This is a genomic window from Ruegeria sp. BG11 (assembly GCF_056538565.1).
Window position 1 is genome coordinate 79,678 of record NZ_JBQFTH010000002.1, and the last position, 16,355, is coordinate 96,032.

At 54.6% G+C, this 16,355-nt stretch carries 14 protein-coding genes and 1 pseudogene; 11 read left to right on the plus strand and 4 right to left on the minus strand.

The genetic code is table 11. The features are described from left to right. Positions 1-2: 2 nt before the first annotated feature. From ACR0JF_RS04515 to ACR0JF_RS04550, 8 genes and pseudogenes are all read left to right on the plus strand, one after another. A complete protein-coding gene (locus ACR0JF_RS04515) occupies positions 3-1,400 on the plus strand; it encodes a pyridoxal-dependent decarboxylase (RefSeq protein ID WP_170660527.1) in 1,398 nt (465 codons plus the stop codon). Next, positions 1,397-2,251, plus strand: coding sequence for a fumarylacetoacetate hydrolase family protein (locus tag ACR0JF_RS04520; protein ID WP_170660526.1), 855 nt, complete (start codon positions 1,397-1,399; stop codon positions 2,249-2,251). Before ACR0JF_RS04515 ends, ACR0JF_RS04520 begins: the two co-directional genes overlap by 4 nt. Beyond that, positions 2,248-3,048: a 2-oxo-hept-4-ene-1,7-dioate hydratase gene (gene hpaH, locus ACR0JF_RS04525; protein ID WP_170660525.1), complete on the plus strand. Its 801-nt coding sequence runs from the start codon at positions 2,248-2,250 to the stop codon at positions 3,046-3,048. Before ACR0JF_RS04520 ends, hpaH begins: the two co-directional genes overlap by 4 nt. 14 nt (positions 3,049-3,062) lie before the next feature. Next, positions 3,063-4,118, plus strand: coding sequence for an aldolase/citrate lyase family protein (locus ACR0JF_RS04530; RefSeq protein WP_170660524.1), 1,056 nt, complete (start codon positions 3,063-3,065; stop codon positions 4,116-4,118). A gap of 12 nt (positions 4,119-4,130) precedes the next feature. Further along, the gene (locus tag ACR0JF_RS04535) at positions 4,131-4,871 is read left to right on the plus strand and encodes a metallophosphoesterase family protein (RefSeq protein ID WP_170747507.1); all 741 of its coding nucleotides are present in this window, start codon (positions 4,131-4,133) and stop codon (positions 4,869-4,871) included. Between the two features lie 94 nt (positions 4,872-4,965). After that, positions 4,966-5,118: pseudogene (locus ACR0JF_RS04540) on the plus strand (IS6 family transposase); the annotation flags it as partial. An 85-nt stretch (positions 5,119-5,203) separates the two neighbouring features. Then, positions 5,204-5,581, plus strand: a complete 378-nt coding sequence (locus ACR0JF_RS04545; RefSeq protein WP_170376164.1) for a SnoaL-like domain-containing protein — start codon at positions 5,204-5,206, stop codon at positions 5,579-5,581. An 88-nt stretch (positions 5,582-5,669) separates the two neighbouring features. Further along, complete coding sequence (locus ACR0JF_RS04550) at positions 5,670-6,515, plus strand: universal stress protein (protein WP_170660522.1); 846 nt, start codon at positions 5,670-5,672, stop codon at positions 6,513-6,515. Between the two features lie 79 nt (positions 6,516-6,594). Here the strand turns inward: ACR0JF_RS04550 and ACR0JF_RS04555 are convergent, their stop codons facing one another. Beyond that, positions 6,595-7,158 (minus strand): flavodoxin domain-containing protein, encoded by a 564-nt coding sequence (locus tag ACR0JF_RS04555; protein ID WP_170660521.1) that lies wholly within the window; start codon positions 7,156-7,158, stop codon positions 6,595-6,597. A 336-nt stretch (positions 7,159-7,494) separates the two neighbouring features. Continuing rightward, entirely contained in the window at positions 7,495-8,799 is a 1,305-nt protein-coding gene (locus ACR0JF_RS04560; RefSeq protein ID WP_170660520.1) for a ferredoxin reductase family protein, read from the minus strand. Between the two features lie 278 nt (positions 8,800-9,077). Between ACR0JF_RS04560 and ACR0JF_RS04565 the strand changes: the two genes are divergently transcribed. Together ACR0JF_RS04565 and ACR0JF_RS04570 are read left to right on the plus strand one after the other, a co-directional pair. Next, positions 9,078-9,581, plus strand: a complete 504-nt coding sequence (locus ACR0JF_RS04565; protein ID WP_170376171.1) for an Hsp20/alpha crystallin family protein — start codon at positions 9,078-9,080, stop codon at positions 9,579-9,581. A gap of 243 nt (positions 9,582-9,824) precedes the next feature. Further along, the gene (locus ACR0JF_RS04570) at positions 9,825-11,393 is read left to right on the plus strand and encodes a trypsin-like peptidase domain-containing protein (RefSeq protein WP_480668908.1); all 1,569 of its coding nucleotides are present in this window, start codon (positions 9,825-9,827) and stop codon (positions 11,391-11,393) included. Here ACR0JF_RS04570 and ACR0JF_RS04575 read toward each other — a convergent pair whose 3' ends face one another. Further along, positions 11,394-13,010: an MFS transporter gene (locus tag ACR0JF_RS04575; protein WP_170660518.1), complete on the minus strand. Its 1,617-nt coding sequence runs from the start codon at positions 13,008-13,010 to the stop codon at positions 11,394-11,396. Between the two features lie 43 nt (positions 13,011-13,053). Beyond that, positions 13,054-14,274 (minus strand): amino acid permease, encoded by a 1,221-nt coding sequence (locus ACR0JF_RS04580; RefSeq protein WP_170660517.1) that lies wholly within the window; start codon positions 14,272-14,274, stop codon positions 13,054-13,056. A 440-nt stretch (positions 14,275-14,714) separates the two neighbouring features. Between ACR0JF_RS04580 and ACR0JF_RS04585 the strand changes: the two genes are divergently transcribed. Further along, positions 14,715-16,319: a Na/Pi symporter gene (locus ACR0JF_RS04585; protein ID WP_170660516.1), complete on the plus strand. Its 1,605-nt coding sequence runs from the start codon at positions 14,715-14,717 to the stop codon at positions 16,317-16,319. Positions 16,320-16,355: the final 36 nt, after the last annotated feature.

Below are 16,355 nucleotides of genomic sequence, written 5' to 3' on the forward strand. Positions count from 1 at the left end.
GCATGAATTGGGACGAATTTTCTCACTGGGGGCAGCAAATCTCCAACTGGGCTGCTGACTACCACAAGACTTTGGCGGATCGGCCTGTTAGGGCGCAGACAGCGCCGGGTGATATCGCCGCGCAGCTTGAGGTCTCTCCCCCGGAATCTGGTGAGCCGATGGAGGCCATAATGGCCGATTTCGAGCGTATCGTGATGCCCGGGATCACTCACTGGCAGCACCCTCGGTTCTTTGCGTATTTCCCGGCGAATGCCGCCCCGCCTTCGATGCTGGCTGAGATGCTGGTGACCACTATCGCTGCGCAATGCATGCTCTGGCAAACCGCACCCGCAGCGACTGAGGTTGAAGGCGTTATGGTGGACTGGCTGCGACAAGCGCTAGGTCTGCCGGATGGTATGACCGGTGTCATTCAGGACAGCGCGTCTTCGGCGACTCTGTCTGCGGTTCTGACGATGCGCGAACGCGCCACTGGGTACACGGGCAATCGCCAGGGGCTGAACACCAAAGGGGCGCTGCGGATTTATTGCTCGGACCAGGTACATTCCTCGATTGACCGGGCCTGCTGGGTTGCTGGCATCGGCCAGGATAACTTGGTCAAGCTGCCGATACAGGGACCGACCTACGCGATTGACGCCGTCGCGCTTGAGGCCGCTATCCGCGATGATATTGAAGCCGGTCATGTGCCAGCCGGGATCATTGCGATCACAGGCGGCACAGGCGTTGGGGCCTGTGATGATCTGGAAGTTGTGGCTGACATCGCGCAGAAACACGACCTTTATACCCATCTCGACGCGGCTTGGGCCGGATCGGCCATGATTTGCCCGGAGTTCCGTGAAGAGCTTTGGCCTGGGGCGGGGCGGTATGACAGCATCGTTTTCAACCCGCACAAATGGATGGGCGCTCAGTTCGATTGCGCCATCCAGTTTCTGCGTGACGCCACACCGCAACTCAACACGCTGAAGATCGAACCCGAGTACCTCAAAACCACCGGTGCCGAGGTGACGAATTATTCGGAATGGACTATCCCGTTGGGACGTCGGTTCCGCGCGCTGAAGATTTGGTTCTTGTTGCGTTCTTACGGGTTGGACGGTCTGCGTACACGAATCCGAAATCACGTCGTTTGGGCCAATGAGGTTGCCGAGAAGATTGGCGCGATGGAGGGGTTCGAGATCACGACCGGGCCGATACTCAGCCTGTTTTCCTTCCGCTGCCCGGGTGACGATGCGATGCAGCAGCGTCTGGTTGATGCGCTGAATGATGACGGCCGGATTTATCTGACCCAAGGCATGTTTGATGGTCGCAAGATCATTCGTTTTCAGGTCGGACAATTCGATACAACACGCGACGATGTACTGATGGCAGCAGATGTTATTCGTGAGGTTTGGGAGACACTTAAATGAAATTCGCAACCTTCTCTGCCGATGGGCAGACTTTTTTTGGTGCGATCACGGACGTCGGTGCAATTGCGTTGAATGATGCGTTCCCAGATCACGCGAGCCTTTATGAGGTAATCGCTGCTGGTGCGTTTGATCAACTGGCTGCAGCCGCCGAAGGTAAGGGCGTGACCCACACGGAATTCACCTACGAGATGGTGATGCCCGATGTCCGCCGCATCCTGTGCGTCGGCGTTAACTTCCCGGACCGCAACGCCGAGTACAAAGACGGTAGCGCTCAGCCTAAATACATGTCGTTGTTTCCACGTTTCGCAAGCGGCTTCACCGGTCACAACCGCCCTCTGATCCGTCCGCCGGAAAACCACACGCTGGACTACGAAGGGGAAGTGGCGATTGTCATTGGCAAGACCGGTCGCCGAATTTCACAAGAGAACGCCTACGACCACATCGCAGCCCTGACTCTGTGTAATGAGGGTACGATCCGTGACTGGGTGCGCCACGCCAAGTTCAACGTCACGCAAGGCAAGAATTGGGATAATACGGGTGCTATCGGCCCATGGCTGGTGCCGTTCACCAACGCCGCGCAACTGGATAATGCCCGTATTCAGACCCACGTGAACGGCGAGTTGCGCCAGGATGATACCCTGAACCGCATGATGTTCCCGATCCGGCGCGAGATCGAATATATCTCGACCTTTATGACCCTGCAGCCGGGCGACATCATCGTCACCGGCACGCCGACCGGGGCAGGGGCTCGGTTTGATCCTCCGAAATATCTGGCCCCGGGTGATGTGGTTGAGGTCGCTGTCGAGGGCATCGGTACGCTGCGCAACACAGTTGAGGACGAACAGCAATGACGCCCGAAGATCATGCTCGCGCAGCTGCTGATCTGCTGATGGCTGAACGGAATGGAGATCAGATCGGCCTGCTGACCCTGCGCCACCCCGAGATGGGCATGGACGATGCCTACGAGGTGCAGAACGCCATCTATCGCCAGAAACTGGCCGAGGGGCGCAAGGTGATTGGCTGGAAGATCGGTTTGACCTCGAAAGCGATGCAATATGCGCTGAACATCGACATCCCTGACAGTGGCATCCTGTTTGACGACATGGCGTTCGAAAATGGCGGGACTGTTCCGACGGGCCGTTTCATCCGGCCACGGATCGAGGCCGAGATCGCCTTTGTGATGAAGTCTGCCGTTGGAGGCGAGAACGTCACGCGCGAGGACATCATCGCTGCCACAGACTATGTAACGCCTTCCATTGAAATACTCGACACGCGTATTCAACGCGTGGATCCCGAGTCCGGCAAAGCTCGCACAGTATTCGACACGATCAGCGACAATGCCGCCAATGCAGGTATCGTGCTGGGCGCGGACCGGCACGCCGTGGATGCTTTTGATCTCCGCTGGGTCGGTGCTCTGACCTTCCGCAATGGTGAAATCGAGGAAACCGGCCTAGGTGCGGGCGTTCTGAACGATCCGGTCGAAAGCGTTGTCTGGCTGGCCCGCCGCATGGCGCAATACGGACAATACATCGAACCCGGTCAAATCATTCTGTCCGGCAGCTTTATCCGCCCGGTCGAGTGCCCGTCGGGTACTGAAATCCATGCCGATTTCGGGCCATTTGGCTCGGTCGATATCAATTTCGCCTGAAAGGAAAGCCGCATATGCCTGCGCCAAAGAATACGTTCAAAGCCGCTCTCAAGGCGGGGCAGCCGCAGATCGGCTGCTGGATCGGGATGGCCAACGCCTATACGGCCGAGATCGCAGCAACCGCGCAGTTCGACTGGCTGCTGGTTGACGGTGAACACGCGCCGAATGATCTGCGCTCGATCTTCGAACAGGTGCAGGTGATCGAAGGATCAGGTAGCACTCCGGTCGCGCGCCTGCCGATAGGCGAAACCTGGATGATCAAGCAGTATTTGGACGCGGGCGTGCAGAACCTTCTGGTGCCCATGGTCGAAAGCGGGGATCACGCGCGTGAGCTGGTTCGGGCAGTACAATATCCACCGCATGGCGTGCGGGGCGTGGGTTCGGCACTGGCGCGGGCCTCGCGGTTTTCAGCCATCCCGGACTACCTGAAAACGGCGGACGAACAGATTTGCCTGCTGGTGCAGGTCGAAAACCAAAAAGGTATGGCTGCGTTGGACGATATTCTGGCCACCGATGTGGATGGGGTGTTCATCGGCCCATCCGATCTGGCCGCCGATATGGGCCATCTCGGCAATGCTGGTCATCCCGACGTGATTGCGGCCGTTTTGGACGCGCTGGACCGCATCGTGGCGGCGGGCAAGGCGGCGGGTATCCTGACCCTGGATCCGGAAATGCAGCGCAAATGCCTGGACATCGGGGCCACTTTTGTGGCCACCAATATTGACGTGACATTGTTCGCCACCGCAATGCGAAACGCCGCCAAAGCCGGGTTGAGCCTGTTGCCGGATCAGACCGCCCCGGGCGTTGCGGAAACCGCTGCAGCCAGCAAATATCTGCAGCAGCTGTGTAAACACTGGTCGCACAAGGCCGAGGTGTTTTTTGACGAAAAGAAGGGAAGCGTGGCCTTCGCAGATGGCGACAGCGTGACCCTTGAAGCGAATGACGACAGGCTGACGATTAAAGCTGAGACCGGGCCGCGCGGGGACATGGAGCAGTGGAAAGGCGTGATCGAAGCCCATCTGGTGCGGTTTGCCTTTCGGGAAGAGTTCCGCATCGAATGGTTTAAGTAAGAGCGCCAAAAAATGCCAGAACCTATCTATGCCATTGGTGACATCCACGGTCAGTTGTACATGCTAAAGGACGCGTTGGCCCGCATCGAAAAGGACGGTGGGCCTGATGCGCAAATCGTCTTTATCGGTGATTACACGGATCGCGGCGCCCACAGTCGACAGGTTCTCGATCTATTGGTGAAAGGGCAGTCCGAAGGCAGAAACTGGACATTCCTGCGCGGCAACCACGATCAGATGTGCGCAATGTTCCTTGAGGACTACCCGCGAAACGACGCGCGTCTACTGGTCGGGTATCATTGGCTGCATCCTCGGATAGGCGGCGTTGAGACGCTAAACTCCTATGGCGTTAAGGTCAGCGAAGGGGATCGAATATATCAGGTCCATGCTCAGGCCAAAGCCGCCGTGCCGCAGGCCCATATCGATTTTCTGGCAGGTCTGTTGCCCTACTACCTGCGCAACAACGTGCTGTTCGTCCATGCAGGCATACAGCCCGGCATCCCCTTGCATCGTCAGGACCCCGACGACCTGATCTGGATCCGAGACGAGTTTCTGGACTGTCCGGACCCTCACCCGTGGCTGGTTGTTCACGGCCACACCCACGTCGCCAACCCTGAACACCATGGAAACCGTGTGAACATCGATACCGGGGCGGGATATGGCAAACCTCTGACGGTTGCGGTTTTCGAAGGATCGAAGTGTTGGCTGTTGCACGACGAGGGGCGCAAGCCCCTGACTTACATTGGCTCCCTATAGGTTTCGGTAAACAAGAAACTCTTCGTTGCTGAAACTTCAAAACGGTCTTGTCAGAAGAACTTTGTTTGAGCGGGGCAGGGCTGTTCCGTAGCTTTTGTCAACGACCAGACCCGACTCCTTAGGGTACCTCAAAATCAGTCCCGAGATCATCCGCCTTGTGGTGATGCTGTACATCCGTTTCCCTCTCTCGCTTCTGAATCTCGAAGATCTGCGGCACAAGCTTGGCAGCGACGTAAGTCCCGAAACTTTCCACCAATGTGCTTATTGATCCTTGTCAAGAATTGAGCGGGCAAGAAGTGGTACACTCAATGGCAATCTAGGGGAGGGGATTCATGGAAGAGTTGATTGAAATCGGTAGATCCTTTGTCCAGGCGATGCGTGAGCGCCGGGGCCTCGGAAGTGTTGACGAAATGTATGCCGAAAACGCACAGTCGATAGAGGCCGTTGTGCCTCCGGTTCGACAATTCCGCGTTTCAAAGGGTCGCGAAGCCATCAAGGGAAAAAGAGAGGATTGGTTGGCATCGCATGAAATCCAAGAACTAGAAGTGGATGGCCCTTATGTCCACCCACCCAACCGCTTTGGAGTCCGCTTCAGAGCCGAAGTGGTTCAGAAGGCGACAGGTGAGCGTATGACCCTGCGCGAGATCGCAGTGTATTCGGTGGCGGAAGGCAAGATTGTGCTGGAAGAGTTCTTCATGCTGCCGAAGTGAGAAGAGTGACCAACAACATCGACTATTTGTTGGCTTAATCAGTGCGCACGGCTTTCGGGCAAAGTTAAATTCCGGACGGAGGTCGGGAATGCAACACAGAACATTGGCATATTTTGTAGGAGTTGATGCTGACAACGCGTCGATTTTGGAATGCGCTGAAAATGCCCGTATCCAGAACGACCACTTGAATTGCGTAGTGACCGGGGCATTACCAAACCTGCCTTACCTGAAGTATGGATCAAATAGGTTCGTTGAAGCAGGTCTTCCCTCAAACTGGTTGGACGTTCTTCACGCGAAAAATGCCGCCTTGAAGTCTCGGGTCACTGAAGTTGAAGCGCTTCTTGCTAGGCAGTGCGTATCGGCAAATGTAACTGGCTTCATGGGACTTGGAGCGGAGTTACAGCAACTTGTAGCAGAACAAGCCAAATGCTCTGATATCGCTTTTCTAGACGCTGGATTGCGAAGAGACCCCGATTTATTTCACAAGATCGCGTGCGGAGTATTGTTTCATTCGCCTGTCGCTCTGATGATCAATGGAGACCTGTTTGCCCAACGCGAGCGCGTTTTTTTGGCATGGAATGACAGCTTGCCTGCGTCCAGGGCGACGCATTTAGCTTTACCCATTCTTGTGGCCGCCAAAGAAGTTGTGATTGGGTGTTTTGATTTGCCGTCGCCTGAGGACCTAGAAAGTAGCGTGCCCGGAACGGACCTAGCTGAATGGCTCGGCCATCACGGTTGCAACGTGACCGTGTCGCAGTTTCAGTGCGGGGGGAATTCAATTGCAGACTGCCTTCAAGAACGAGCAAGCGAAGCGCGGGCCGATCTCGTTGTTATGGGCGCTTACGGGCATTCCCATTTGCGAGAGTCAGTTTTTGGGGGCACTACGCAAGCAATGTTGGAGCAGCCAAGTTTACCAGTGCTTTTCGGACACTGATCAAGTGAGCCGAAGACTGTGACTTTCTGGGAGGCATAGCTACTTAAATTCATCGGTAAATCATTGAGAAACCACTTTTTTAAGAGTTTGCTTGAGGTTGAAGCGTGTTTGCCCGACCGTTATCGCCAAGGAACTCTATCACAATTGACGTTAGCTCATCCCAGTCCGTAAACTCTCGTGCTCCTTCTCGTGGATCGATTTTTCGACCGAGCAAGACGACGTGCTTAAGGATCTCCCTCTCAAAATACCCGTAGTTTTCGGGCCTCACCGCGCCTGCGATCAAAGCCGTCGTATTTGGTTTAAAACCTGTTCGCAGAAGCATTTCGTCAAGATAGTCACGGGCTTCTTCTCGACCTGACGCAAAAGCAGCTTTTAAACCGACGGAAAGCACGAGAGACTTTCGCTTCATTAAGGCATCTCTATTTGAAGCGATAAATGCCTCGAACGAATTTGGGTGCCTACGCTCGTGGACAGGGGCTAGGAGAATAACCTTGACCACATCGTCAAGCGAAACGTGGCTGGGTATTTCATCGGTATTGATCAGCTTTGCGTCGAAACCGGCATTCTTCGCGACATCGCTGATAAAGCGCGCAATCTTTGCTGTCTGGCCTTCGACCGTGGCGAAGGCGATAAGTACAGTCATTCCGATCCTCCCATAAATCGGTCTGAATAGATTGCTTATTATGAATAAGTGACGTGTGTTGCCCTTGATCTCCATCAAAGGCGTTTCTTGGGACCACATCGAGATCGTTGTCGTACGCTATTGCAGTCTACGCAGCGCATGTTTTTAGGGAAGTTCGCGACGGCATCCATCTCCAAAGAAACCTGCCTTTGCGGCCGACAGCTTTGAAGCTAGCCAATTCTCGGTGGTCTAGCTTGCTACCTTAAGCAAAAGGCCAAGACAGCGACGAAGACTATAAAACTGATGAACCAAACTGCGAGTTTCACTTGTTGGCGCGCGGGCAGGTTTCTGAGCGGTCTAATCATAGTCAAACCTTTCAGACAAAATCCGGTGTGACGCGGTGCCCCGCTCAATTAGATGATCTTCGACGGTGTCCATCATGGCAGGGGGGCCGCAAAGAACAAAAAGCCAGCTTTCAAATAGTTCAGAAGACAAATTGCGGTCCAACAGAGGACCGTCGATCAAGCCTTTCTCTCCGGACCAATCCTTTGGCGGTTCGGATAGAACAAAAACTGTGTCTTCTTTGGACAACTCCTGACGAAAAACAATCTGCTCCTCCACCCGGTTGCCATAGATAAGCTTGAGATCATGCTGTGTTCCACTCAGTCGAACTTGACGCATAATGCTCAACATGGGCGCGATCCCGACGCCACCTGCGATCAGGACAATGCCTGTCTCAGGGCGATGGCTGATCGACAGATTCCCGTGCGGGGCATCCAGATAGGCCGTGGTTTGCGGAGCGATTTGTCCGAGGCCGCATGTGAAATCCCCAAGCTCCTTTATCACGAATGAAACCTCAGGGCCTTCGGCTGGTGCCGAACTAATCGAGAATGGGTTCTCATGCAGCGAAAAAGCACTGTGGCCGACGTTTAGCCAAGCAAATTGCCCTGCTTCGAAGTTTAGTCCGTTGTGACCATGGGGCTTGAGGCGCAACTCCCATTGCTTCGGTGTTAGTCGAGACAAAGAGGTGACGCGCCATGGCCTTTTCTTCTGACGTAAAGGGCGAACGAGATAGACATACAGCAAAGTCCCGACTGCTATACTGGTCAGAGTAAGCCAGAGATACGTCAATAGCGGATGCCCACCATAGCGCCCGGCATAGACCGTGTGATGCAACAGCAAGCATGCGATCACCAAGGCTCCCAGCCCGTGTAAGAGGCGCCATGTTTCGTATTTGTAATCAAGGGATTTGCGGGCAATTGCCGAGGCGACCAGAATGAACAGCAAAAAATATGCGCCGATGCCCGATACCAGCGTAGAAAAGTCGGTCGAAATCGTAAGTTGGTTTGTTTCATCCCACGGGCGGCGTCCGCCTGAAGGCGTGCCCTGATACAGCAGCGGGTGTATCAGCGCAAAGCCGAGTGCTGTACGCGCCATCAACTGATGCACCCGCATGGTTACATCCATACCAAGACCGGAAGAGATGAACCTGAACCGCCCAGACAGCAGGAACTCGACTAAGATTATTGAAAAAGCAAGCATCCCAAGCCCGGACGCGATCTCTTGATGAAACGATCGTGGTGGCCATCCCAAAGACCAAGAAAAACCCAAGGGAGCCAAGATCAGCAAAACGTAAATCAGCGCCAGATAAGGCCATTTCATACGGTTTTGCTCCACTGTGCTAAAGCTAGGCAGCTCGGGCTTATTCAAAACAAACGCTAAGCTGACCTGGGATTCCGATCAAGACTACTGAGATTGGTGTTAACTCCGGCGCGACGAGGCAAGTTTAGTGAGCGAAGTTTCCCGTTTCAGTTCGTTCAGCCGGTGCGTTCGGTCTGGCTGATGCTGAGGTTGCATGCTTGCGCAAGATCAAGGTCCTTGACCGCTTTTCCTGTCATAATGTTGCGCGCGCGAAATCCGACCAAAGGAGGAGGCTCAAAATGTTGGAAGACAAAAAGTCACCGCAACTTTTCACTGGAATGCATCCGCTCTCTGACAACTTTCGGCGTGAAATGGAAACCTTGATGTCGCGTTTTTTGGGGGGAGGATCACCCTTCCTGCCGATGGAAACGGCTGCGCAACGCACGGGTTTTCCGTCTCTTGATATGACGGGCGCGATTTCACCGGCAATCGATGTCCAAGAAACGGATTCTGCGATTGTCCTGACGGCTGAATTGCCGGGGCTCGAAGAGGATGATGTGGAAATTGAAATCAAGAACCGCAGGCTTATCTTAAGCGGTCAGAAGAAGATTGCGCATGGTGAAACGGGCGATTTGCGTGTCAGCGAAAGAAGCTATGGCAGCTTTTCCAGAGCCATGTCGCTGCCGGACACTGTAGAAATCGACAGGATTTCAGCCACATTCGACAAGGGCGTTCTGCATGTAGAAATGCCGAAGACTGAACCTCAGGATCCAAGCCGTAAGATCAAGGTATCTTCGAAATAGACGGTCTGGTGGCTCGATGCCGTGCATAAAAATGCCAAGGTAGAGGGTCGATCATGGATCGGCCTTCTTAGAGTTGCGGCCTGAAAAGTGTCTTTGGTTGAATCCGGGCGGACATCTTAAGTGTTTGTAAAAACGTGTTTCTTGCACATTCGTACCAGACCATGGGTTTGGCGTTGAAGCGTGGTAGAATGCCCTCACGCGTTTGGGTAGGGGGCCACAATGCGAAAACCAGAAGAGAGTGGCATGACACCCTCAGGACATGCTGGTGAAGGTGAGGTGCGGGCCTTTCTGGAGAGCCTGACCGGACCTTCGCGCGGAAACGTGAACTGGCTGGTCGATAGTGCCCTGACCGTTTCTGTTGACGATGGCAGGGTGTTAAGCATTCGACCCAAATACGACCTGCCTCCACATGATAACGATATTGCCACACTGCAGTGGGCTGACGACGGTTACACGATAACCGCGTCCGTTGGGCGCAATGTGTGGGTAAACGGGCAAAAAGCCTCGTTAGCGTCTCTTAGGCATGGCGACATGATCGAGTTCGGTGAAAAGGGTCCTATGTCTCGATACAGGCTGTGCGATCACTCATTTCCCGCGCACCATACAGTCGAGGATATCCTCAGTGATGCATATGCTTACACCCGAATGAGCCGCCGACCTTTCGCTAAAAAGATGTCTGGTGCCCTACGCGATAGCGGGCGGCGGCTTGCCTCTCAAACCACGATATTGTTCAGGATCACGGTTCTTGCGACGCTTCTTGTGGTCGCGGGGTTTGGGTACCTGCTTTACCAAAACGACCGGCGCTTGGCGACTATTATCGAGCAGGAGTCCCGCAAGATTGAAGCGGTCGCGGTTATGCTCGCCCAGACGCGAGAAGACGCACTTACGCCTGATGACTTGGCTTCGTTACGCGACGCTTTTGAGAACCAGGTCTTATCGACCGAGGAGCGTCTTGGAACGTTGGAGCAGCGGGCGGGAGCACCCACGCGCGTGATCGCTGCGTCAATTCGATCCGTCGCTTTCCTCCAGGGGGCTTATGGGCTGCGCCACGTGGAAAGCGGCAAGATTTTGCGGCATGTGTTGGGACCGAACGGAGAAAACCTGAAAACTCCGTTTGGCCAGCCTTGGATCGAACCGGACGGGACCGGTGAACCTGCAGAATTTCAATTCACCGGAACCGGCTTTTTGATTGCTGGGGTTCCGTTGATGGCCACCAATCGCCATGTCGCTTTGCCTTGGACTTCGGGGAACCGAGAACAAGCGCTGATAGACGCGGGTCTTGAGCCAGAGATGTTGAGGCTGCTGGCCTACTTGCCTGATCAAACGGAACCAATAGAGGCGCGTCTGGTCCGATTCAGCGACGCGGCAGATTTGGCGATTTTGGCAGTTGAGCCAAGCCGCGTTCAGGACCTCGGAATTCCTTTGGCGGATGCCACGTCGCGCGTAGGTGAAGAGTTGTATCTGTTGGGATATCCAACGGGTTTGAAAGCTTTGATCGCGCAGGCTGGTCCGGGCTTTTTGGAGGAACTGGAAGCAGAAGGAACGTTGAACTTTTGGTCGATCGCGTCCCGGCTTTCTACACAAGGCAAGATACACCCGCTAGCAAGCCGAGGGATTGTCGCGCGGACAAGTGGGAACGCCATTGTTTATGACGCCGAAACCACGACCGGTGGGAGCGGGGGGCCAGCATTGAATCGGAGGGGTGAGGTCGTTGCCATCAATGCTGCGATCCTGCCCGAGTTTGGTGGCTCAAACATCGGCGTCCCGGTCTCACATCTCAGAGCACTGCTGGCAGAGTTCGAAAGCCAATGATTATTCGCTCGTTCGGAAGCGCGAGTTTTGAACGAAAAACACTGTGACCAGTGGGACGATCACCGAGATCACGGCCACGGAGATCAGTAAGTATCCAAGTTGACTGTAGTCCGCGGTAGACGTGACCTCACCGGTTTCTGGATTTGTGACAGCGCGCGTGACGACGTATGTCTGGTTTAGGTATTTGGTGCTGAGGCTGCTGGCCGACAGAGCCATGTTTGTGAACGATGCCATCACCGCAAAGAAGGTCGCTTTCAACTGAACAGGGGCATTGCGAGCAATCCAAGCCAACATCGGGACCATGGCGATCTGTCCAAGCGGCGACTCAACTGCTGTATCAAGAATGGCAATGAACCTTGCATCGACAACTCCGCCGGTACGCGCCGCCGTCCATTCGTGCACGCCATAGTAGAGCGCAAGGTTGGGCAGGGCGAGAACGCCTGCCGCAATCGTCAGCAACACCACCACATGCGCAATGGAGCGATTGGCCATAAATGGTCGAAGGACAATTAACCCGAGCAGGGCCAGCATCGAAGTTAACAAAGCCAAAATTGCCAGGAATTGCTCATCGAACCCCAGTTCATCGATTTCAAACCATGTCAGGCCTGGCCCCGGTAGCGGCACAGCGCGAAACACAAAAATGATTGTCCCTGTCCCGATCAAGGCTTTGGCTTGGGCCGGGTCCAGCTCTTTCAGTAGACGCGACATGAGGTAAAGGATCACCGTCAGGGAAACCGCAAAAACAGTCTCTTGCGCAAACTCGAAATCCGCGGTTCCCAGCACGATGCTAAGTAAAACGAATGCAAGACCGCCTAGCAATATGGACCATTTGACTTCGGTGACTTCATCCGGTGTATGAGGCGGGTGGCCACGTTTGACAAGCTGACGCTGGATAAAGCTGTGAAGAGCCACTCCACTGGCGGACAACACCGGGATGGCCAGAGCTATCAGGTATACTTGGCCATAAAGTGCAAGGCGTTCGGTTTTTTGCAGGTCTTCGGTTCCAGAGAATATCCAGATGTTTACAGCCGCCACCACCGCAAACCCGGAAATGATCGAAACTCTGCCTAAGGTCTGCATCGTCGTGTGCTGAGCACGGGTTTCTTCAGGCGTAAACGGTAGGCCGCGCTGGTCCACCTTTGGGACCGCCTCAACCGTCATGGCGTCAGCGACAACATCCTGAATGGCATAGCCGGAAGGCGCCAATAGCAGGGCAACAACATACCAGTCTTCCAACGGCATAAACTTGGACATCTGCGCAGGCGCGGTCACTAGACCGTACATTGTGAGCAAAGACAACGTGATCAAAGACGCGCCAAACAGGATCAGCAGGGACTTCCAGCGCCAGAACAAGTCCACGATATGGCCAAGTGGCATTTTGAGGATCCAAGGTAGACCGGCCCAAAATGCAAGTCCTGCAACGAAAGAGGCGGATAAATCGAGATAATCTTTTAGAAAAAAAGCGCCAACGACCGAGGTCAGGCCGGACACGCCCGCCGCGAAATAGACCATCAATGGCGGCAAATAGGACCATTGCAGCTGCTGAACCAGATCCACAAACGTTCTTTGCCACCAGGTCGATAGCTTTGATCCTATGGAAGTTTCGTCAGTCGTCATATGCCGTGGCAGCTCGTTGTGGCCTTTGGGTCGTTGTATCTAGTTAGAGAAATCCAGATCCGAAAAGCAATGCACTGGTGATCACCCCAAGGATCGGTACCACAAGAGGAACGCGGAAGTGCTTGGCGGCCTCGTCCGGCTTCATCTTCAGCAGGATCAGCGAAATGTTGACGAGCACAAAGACGCCGAGAACGATCTGAGACGTACGCTCTGCCAGCGTACCAATCGGAATTGTTTGGGTAAGCAGAACGATGATCGCCACGACCAGCAAAGTAGCTACAACTGGTGTCTGAGTTGCTTTCGGGACAATCGCCAGAACCTTCGGCAAATGGTCACGGTCCGCCAGGCCGTAGATCACCCGCGAGGCCATGATCATCTGGATCAATACTCCATTGACCGTCGCCACAATCGCGACTGCGGAAAAACCCTGTTTGATTACCTCGGGTGCGTTTGAAAACACAAGCGCGAGGGGGGCTGCGGATGTCGAAAGAACATCGATCGGAACAACAAGTAGAACCGTCATTGAGGTTCCTAGATACAATACGGTCGCCAGAACGAGCGTTAGTAAAATCGCTTTTGGGATCGTGCGGACCGGGTCTTTGACCTCTTCTGCGACATTGGCCATATCCTCGAAGCCAACAAATGCAAAGAAGGCGAGGAGTGATGCCGCGAAAATGCCTCTCCACGCCTCGAGTTCAAGCGGGGGAAGCATCGAACTGATCCCGTATCCCTGCGGATCCTGAATTGACATGCCCCAGCCAATCACAAAGAGAAGGCCTGCGATCTCGATGATCGTAATGACAGCCGCAACAAAGACCGACTCAGTGATCCCCCAGAGCGCGATTAGACCCATGATCAAAACGACGCTGACGGTCAAAACAGGGATCGCAAAACCGGTTAAAGCGTGCAGGTATGACGCTGCGCCAATTGCAACTGCAGAGGCAGAGATAATCCCCGAAGCTGCGACCGCGAGCCCGACGAAAACCGCCATCCATCTCTTCTGAAATCCCGCCTCAACATAGGCTGCTTCACCTGCGCTGACGGGAAATCGTGTTGCGAGTTCTGCATAGGAAAGCGCGGTGAGTGATACGACGAGCGCGGCTACAACAAACGAAAACGCTGCAAACGGTCCGGCAATGTCTGCTGTCGCGCCGACTAAAACATAGATGCCCGCTCCGACCGTTACCCCAAGGCCATAGAGCGTGAGCAACGGGGTAGTAAGGGCTCGTCTGAGTTTCTGTTCGTTTGGATCAACAGAGTTCATAAGCGTTTTCCACCAACTGCCCATTCAGAACGTCGTCAGTGGCGTCCTTCCCAGTTTTGTCCGCGATTGGCGGAGCGGTGCGATCCGATGGTCAAAGCTGCACCGAATGCCTTGTATCTCAACGTCTGGGCGCATAGGGCGCCAATAAACTAACTGGGGGCTCGCCACCACTTCTGCCGAGCCCCCAATGGGTGGAACTTCCACTCCTTAAGAATTCCGTTCACCTTTGTGTTTGCTTGGGGACAGACCGGTGAACGTAGAACAAGCTGAAACATTCGTATTTCACTATGTGATTCCTATTGGTGCTTTGATCTATGTCAATCAACTCGCGGTCGCCGGTCTGCGAGGCTGAATCCCAACCAACTGTCGTTTGCCGTCGAACTTAAAGGCAAAGCAAACATGTCAGGCGGTTTGAGATTTAGGGTGGAAGGCAATTCGCAATGCTCTGGAACCTGTTACCAGCACTGGGCGGCATCGGCCTGTTCCTTATCGGCATGCTGTTGATGACGGACGGTTTGAAGGCGTTGGCAGGGGCGCGACTGCGAGATATTTTGGGTCGGTTCACGTCGACACCGTTTACCGGGGCGATAACAGGCGCGGTCACGACAGCTGCGATCCAGTCTTCCAGCGCGACGACTGTCGCGGCCGTCGGATTTGTCGCGTCTGGCCTGCTCACCTTTCCCCAAGCGCTTGGGATCATCTTTGGGGCCAATATCGGAACGACCATGACAGGTTGGCTCGTCGCGCTCTTGGGGTTCAAGCTGGACTTAGGGCAAGTGATGTTGCCCGTTGTTTTTGTTGGGGCTTTGCTGGCGCTTTCAGGAAAAAAAGCGGTTGCCGGCCTTGGGCTGGCGTTGGCCGGATTCAGCTTGATTTTTATTGGGATCGAGCAGCTCAAGTCTGGGCTGGACGCCTTTCGCGGCGTAGTTACCCCAGCCGATTTTCCACCTGACACATTGCTGGGCAGGCTGAAGCTTGTATTGATCGGCGTCCTTATCACGATGGTGACGCAGTCTTCGAGTGCTGGTGTTGCAACGGCATTGGCTGCGTTGAGCGCTGGTGCCGTGAACTTCCCTCAAGCAGCAGCTCTCGTCATTGGAATGGACGTGGGGACAACTTTCACTGCTGTTCTGGCTACCTTGGGTGGGGGCACGATGGCGCGTCGAACCGGTTTTGCGCATGTGATCTACAATGTGATGACAGGAGCAATGGCATTTTTTCTGCTGGGGCCGTTTACTTCGGTCTTAGTAAGTGGGACGGGGGCCGGAAACTCACTGACTGCGCTTGTCGCGTTCCATAGTTTCTTCAACGCAATAGGCGTAGCGCTGATCTTGCCGTTCGCGAAACCCTTCGCCAGATTTATCGAGGCGCTCGTACCCGACAGAGCTACTGAGTTGACGAGGTCTCTGGATCCGCTCGTTCTTGGGGTGCCGGAAATAGCGGTGGACGCAGCAAAAGCTTCAGTCGAACAAATTGTAAGGGCCGAAGTCGCGCACCTTCGGTCATGTATGGGGGCATCTCAGCCGAGCGGACCTGACTACGGGCGGGACAACATTGAGATAGCTGTTTCTGAGGCGCGCTCGTATCTAGACAAGATTGAACTGCCCGGCAGGTCCGACGCAGAGATATCCAGCATCAAGGGTATGTACCATGTCCTCGACCATCTTGACCGGCTGCTTTACCGGTGTAGCCAAGATGATCGGATAAGCGAGTTACCGAAAGACCGGCGTTTGAAGCGGCTCGCTTCGGTGTTGATTACAGCAACGGATGGCTACTTGGAGATCGACAATCCGGTGCAGTGTGAATACACGCTGAACCGTCTTCGCCGTTTTCTGCGGCGACAGAGGAAACTTCGCAGAGACTTGCTCATTTCCGACGCGGCAACTGACAATCTGCCGGACGACGTGGTTTGGGCTCGGCTGGATGCCCTCAGATGGTTACATCGCGTGTCTTATCACCTCTGGCGAATTCGTTGGCATTTGAACGCATTGGAACGAGAGTCGCCTGGGCGCAAGGGCGGCGAGGTCAATGACGAAGCGGCGTAGTTGGAGGCAGGCCTGGATTAGACTCGGCACTTGCTC

Bases quoted from the DNA above. Each gene is read 5' to 3' on its own strand.
- ACR0JF_RS04545 (WP_170376164.1), top strand. From the start codon at position 5,204: ATGGAAGAGTTGATTGAAATCGGTAGATCCTTTGTCCAGGCGATGCGT.
- ACR0JF_RS04550 (WP_170660522.1), top strand. From the start codon at position 5,670: ATGCAACACAGAACATTGGCATATTTTGTAGGAGTTGATGCTGACAAC.
- ACR0JF_RS04580 (WP_170660517.1), bottom strand. From the start codon at position 14,274: ATGAACTCTGTTGATCCAAACGAACAGAAACTCAGACGAGCCCTTACT.
- ACR0JF_RS04560 (WP_170660520.1), bottom strand. From the start codon at position 8,799: ATGAAATGGCCTTATCTGGCGCTGATTTACGTTTTGCTGATCTTGGCT.
- ACR0JF_RS04585 (WP_170660516.1), top strand. From the start codon at position 14,715: ATGCTCTGGAACCTGTTACCAGCACTGGGCGGCATCGGCCTGTTCCTT.
- ACR0JF_RS04535 (WP_170747507.1), top strand. From the start codon at position 4,131: ATGCCAGAACCTATCTATGCCATTGGTGACATCCACGGTCAGTTGTAC.
- ACR0JF_RS04570 (WP_480668908.1), top strand. From the start codon at position 9,825: ATGACACCCTCAGGACATGCTGGTGAAGGTGAGGTGCGGGCCTTTCTG.
- ACR0JF_RS04555 (WP_170660521.1), bottom strand. From the start codon at position 7,158: ATGACTGTACTTATCGCCTTCGCCACGGTCGAAGGCCAGACAGCAAAG.
- hpaH (WP_170660525.1), top strand. From the start codon at position 2,248: ATGACGCCCGAAGATCATGCTCGCGCAGCTGCTGATCTGCTGATGGCT.
- ACR0JF_RS04520 (WP_170660526.1), top strand. From the start codon at position 1,397: ATGAAATTCGCAACCTTCTCTGCCGATGGGCAGACTTTTTTTGGTGCG.
- ACR0JF_RS04515 (WP_170660527.1), top strand. From the start codon at position 3: ATGAATTGGGACGAATTTTCTCACTGGGGGCAGCAAATCTCCAACTGG.
- ACR0JF_RS04575 (WP_170660518.1), bottom strand. From the start codon at position 13,010: ATGACGACTGACGAAACTTCCATAGGATCAAAGCTATCGACCTGGTGG.
- ACR0JF_RS04565 (WP_170376171.1), top strand. From the start codon at position 9,078: ATGTTGGAAGACAAAAAGTCACCGCAACTTTTCACTGGAATGCATCCG.
- ACR0JF_RS04530 (WP_170660524.1), top strand. From the start codon at position 3,063: ATGCCTGCGCCAAAGAATACGTTCAAAGCCGCTCTCAAGGCGGGGCAG.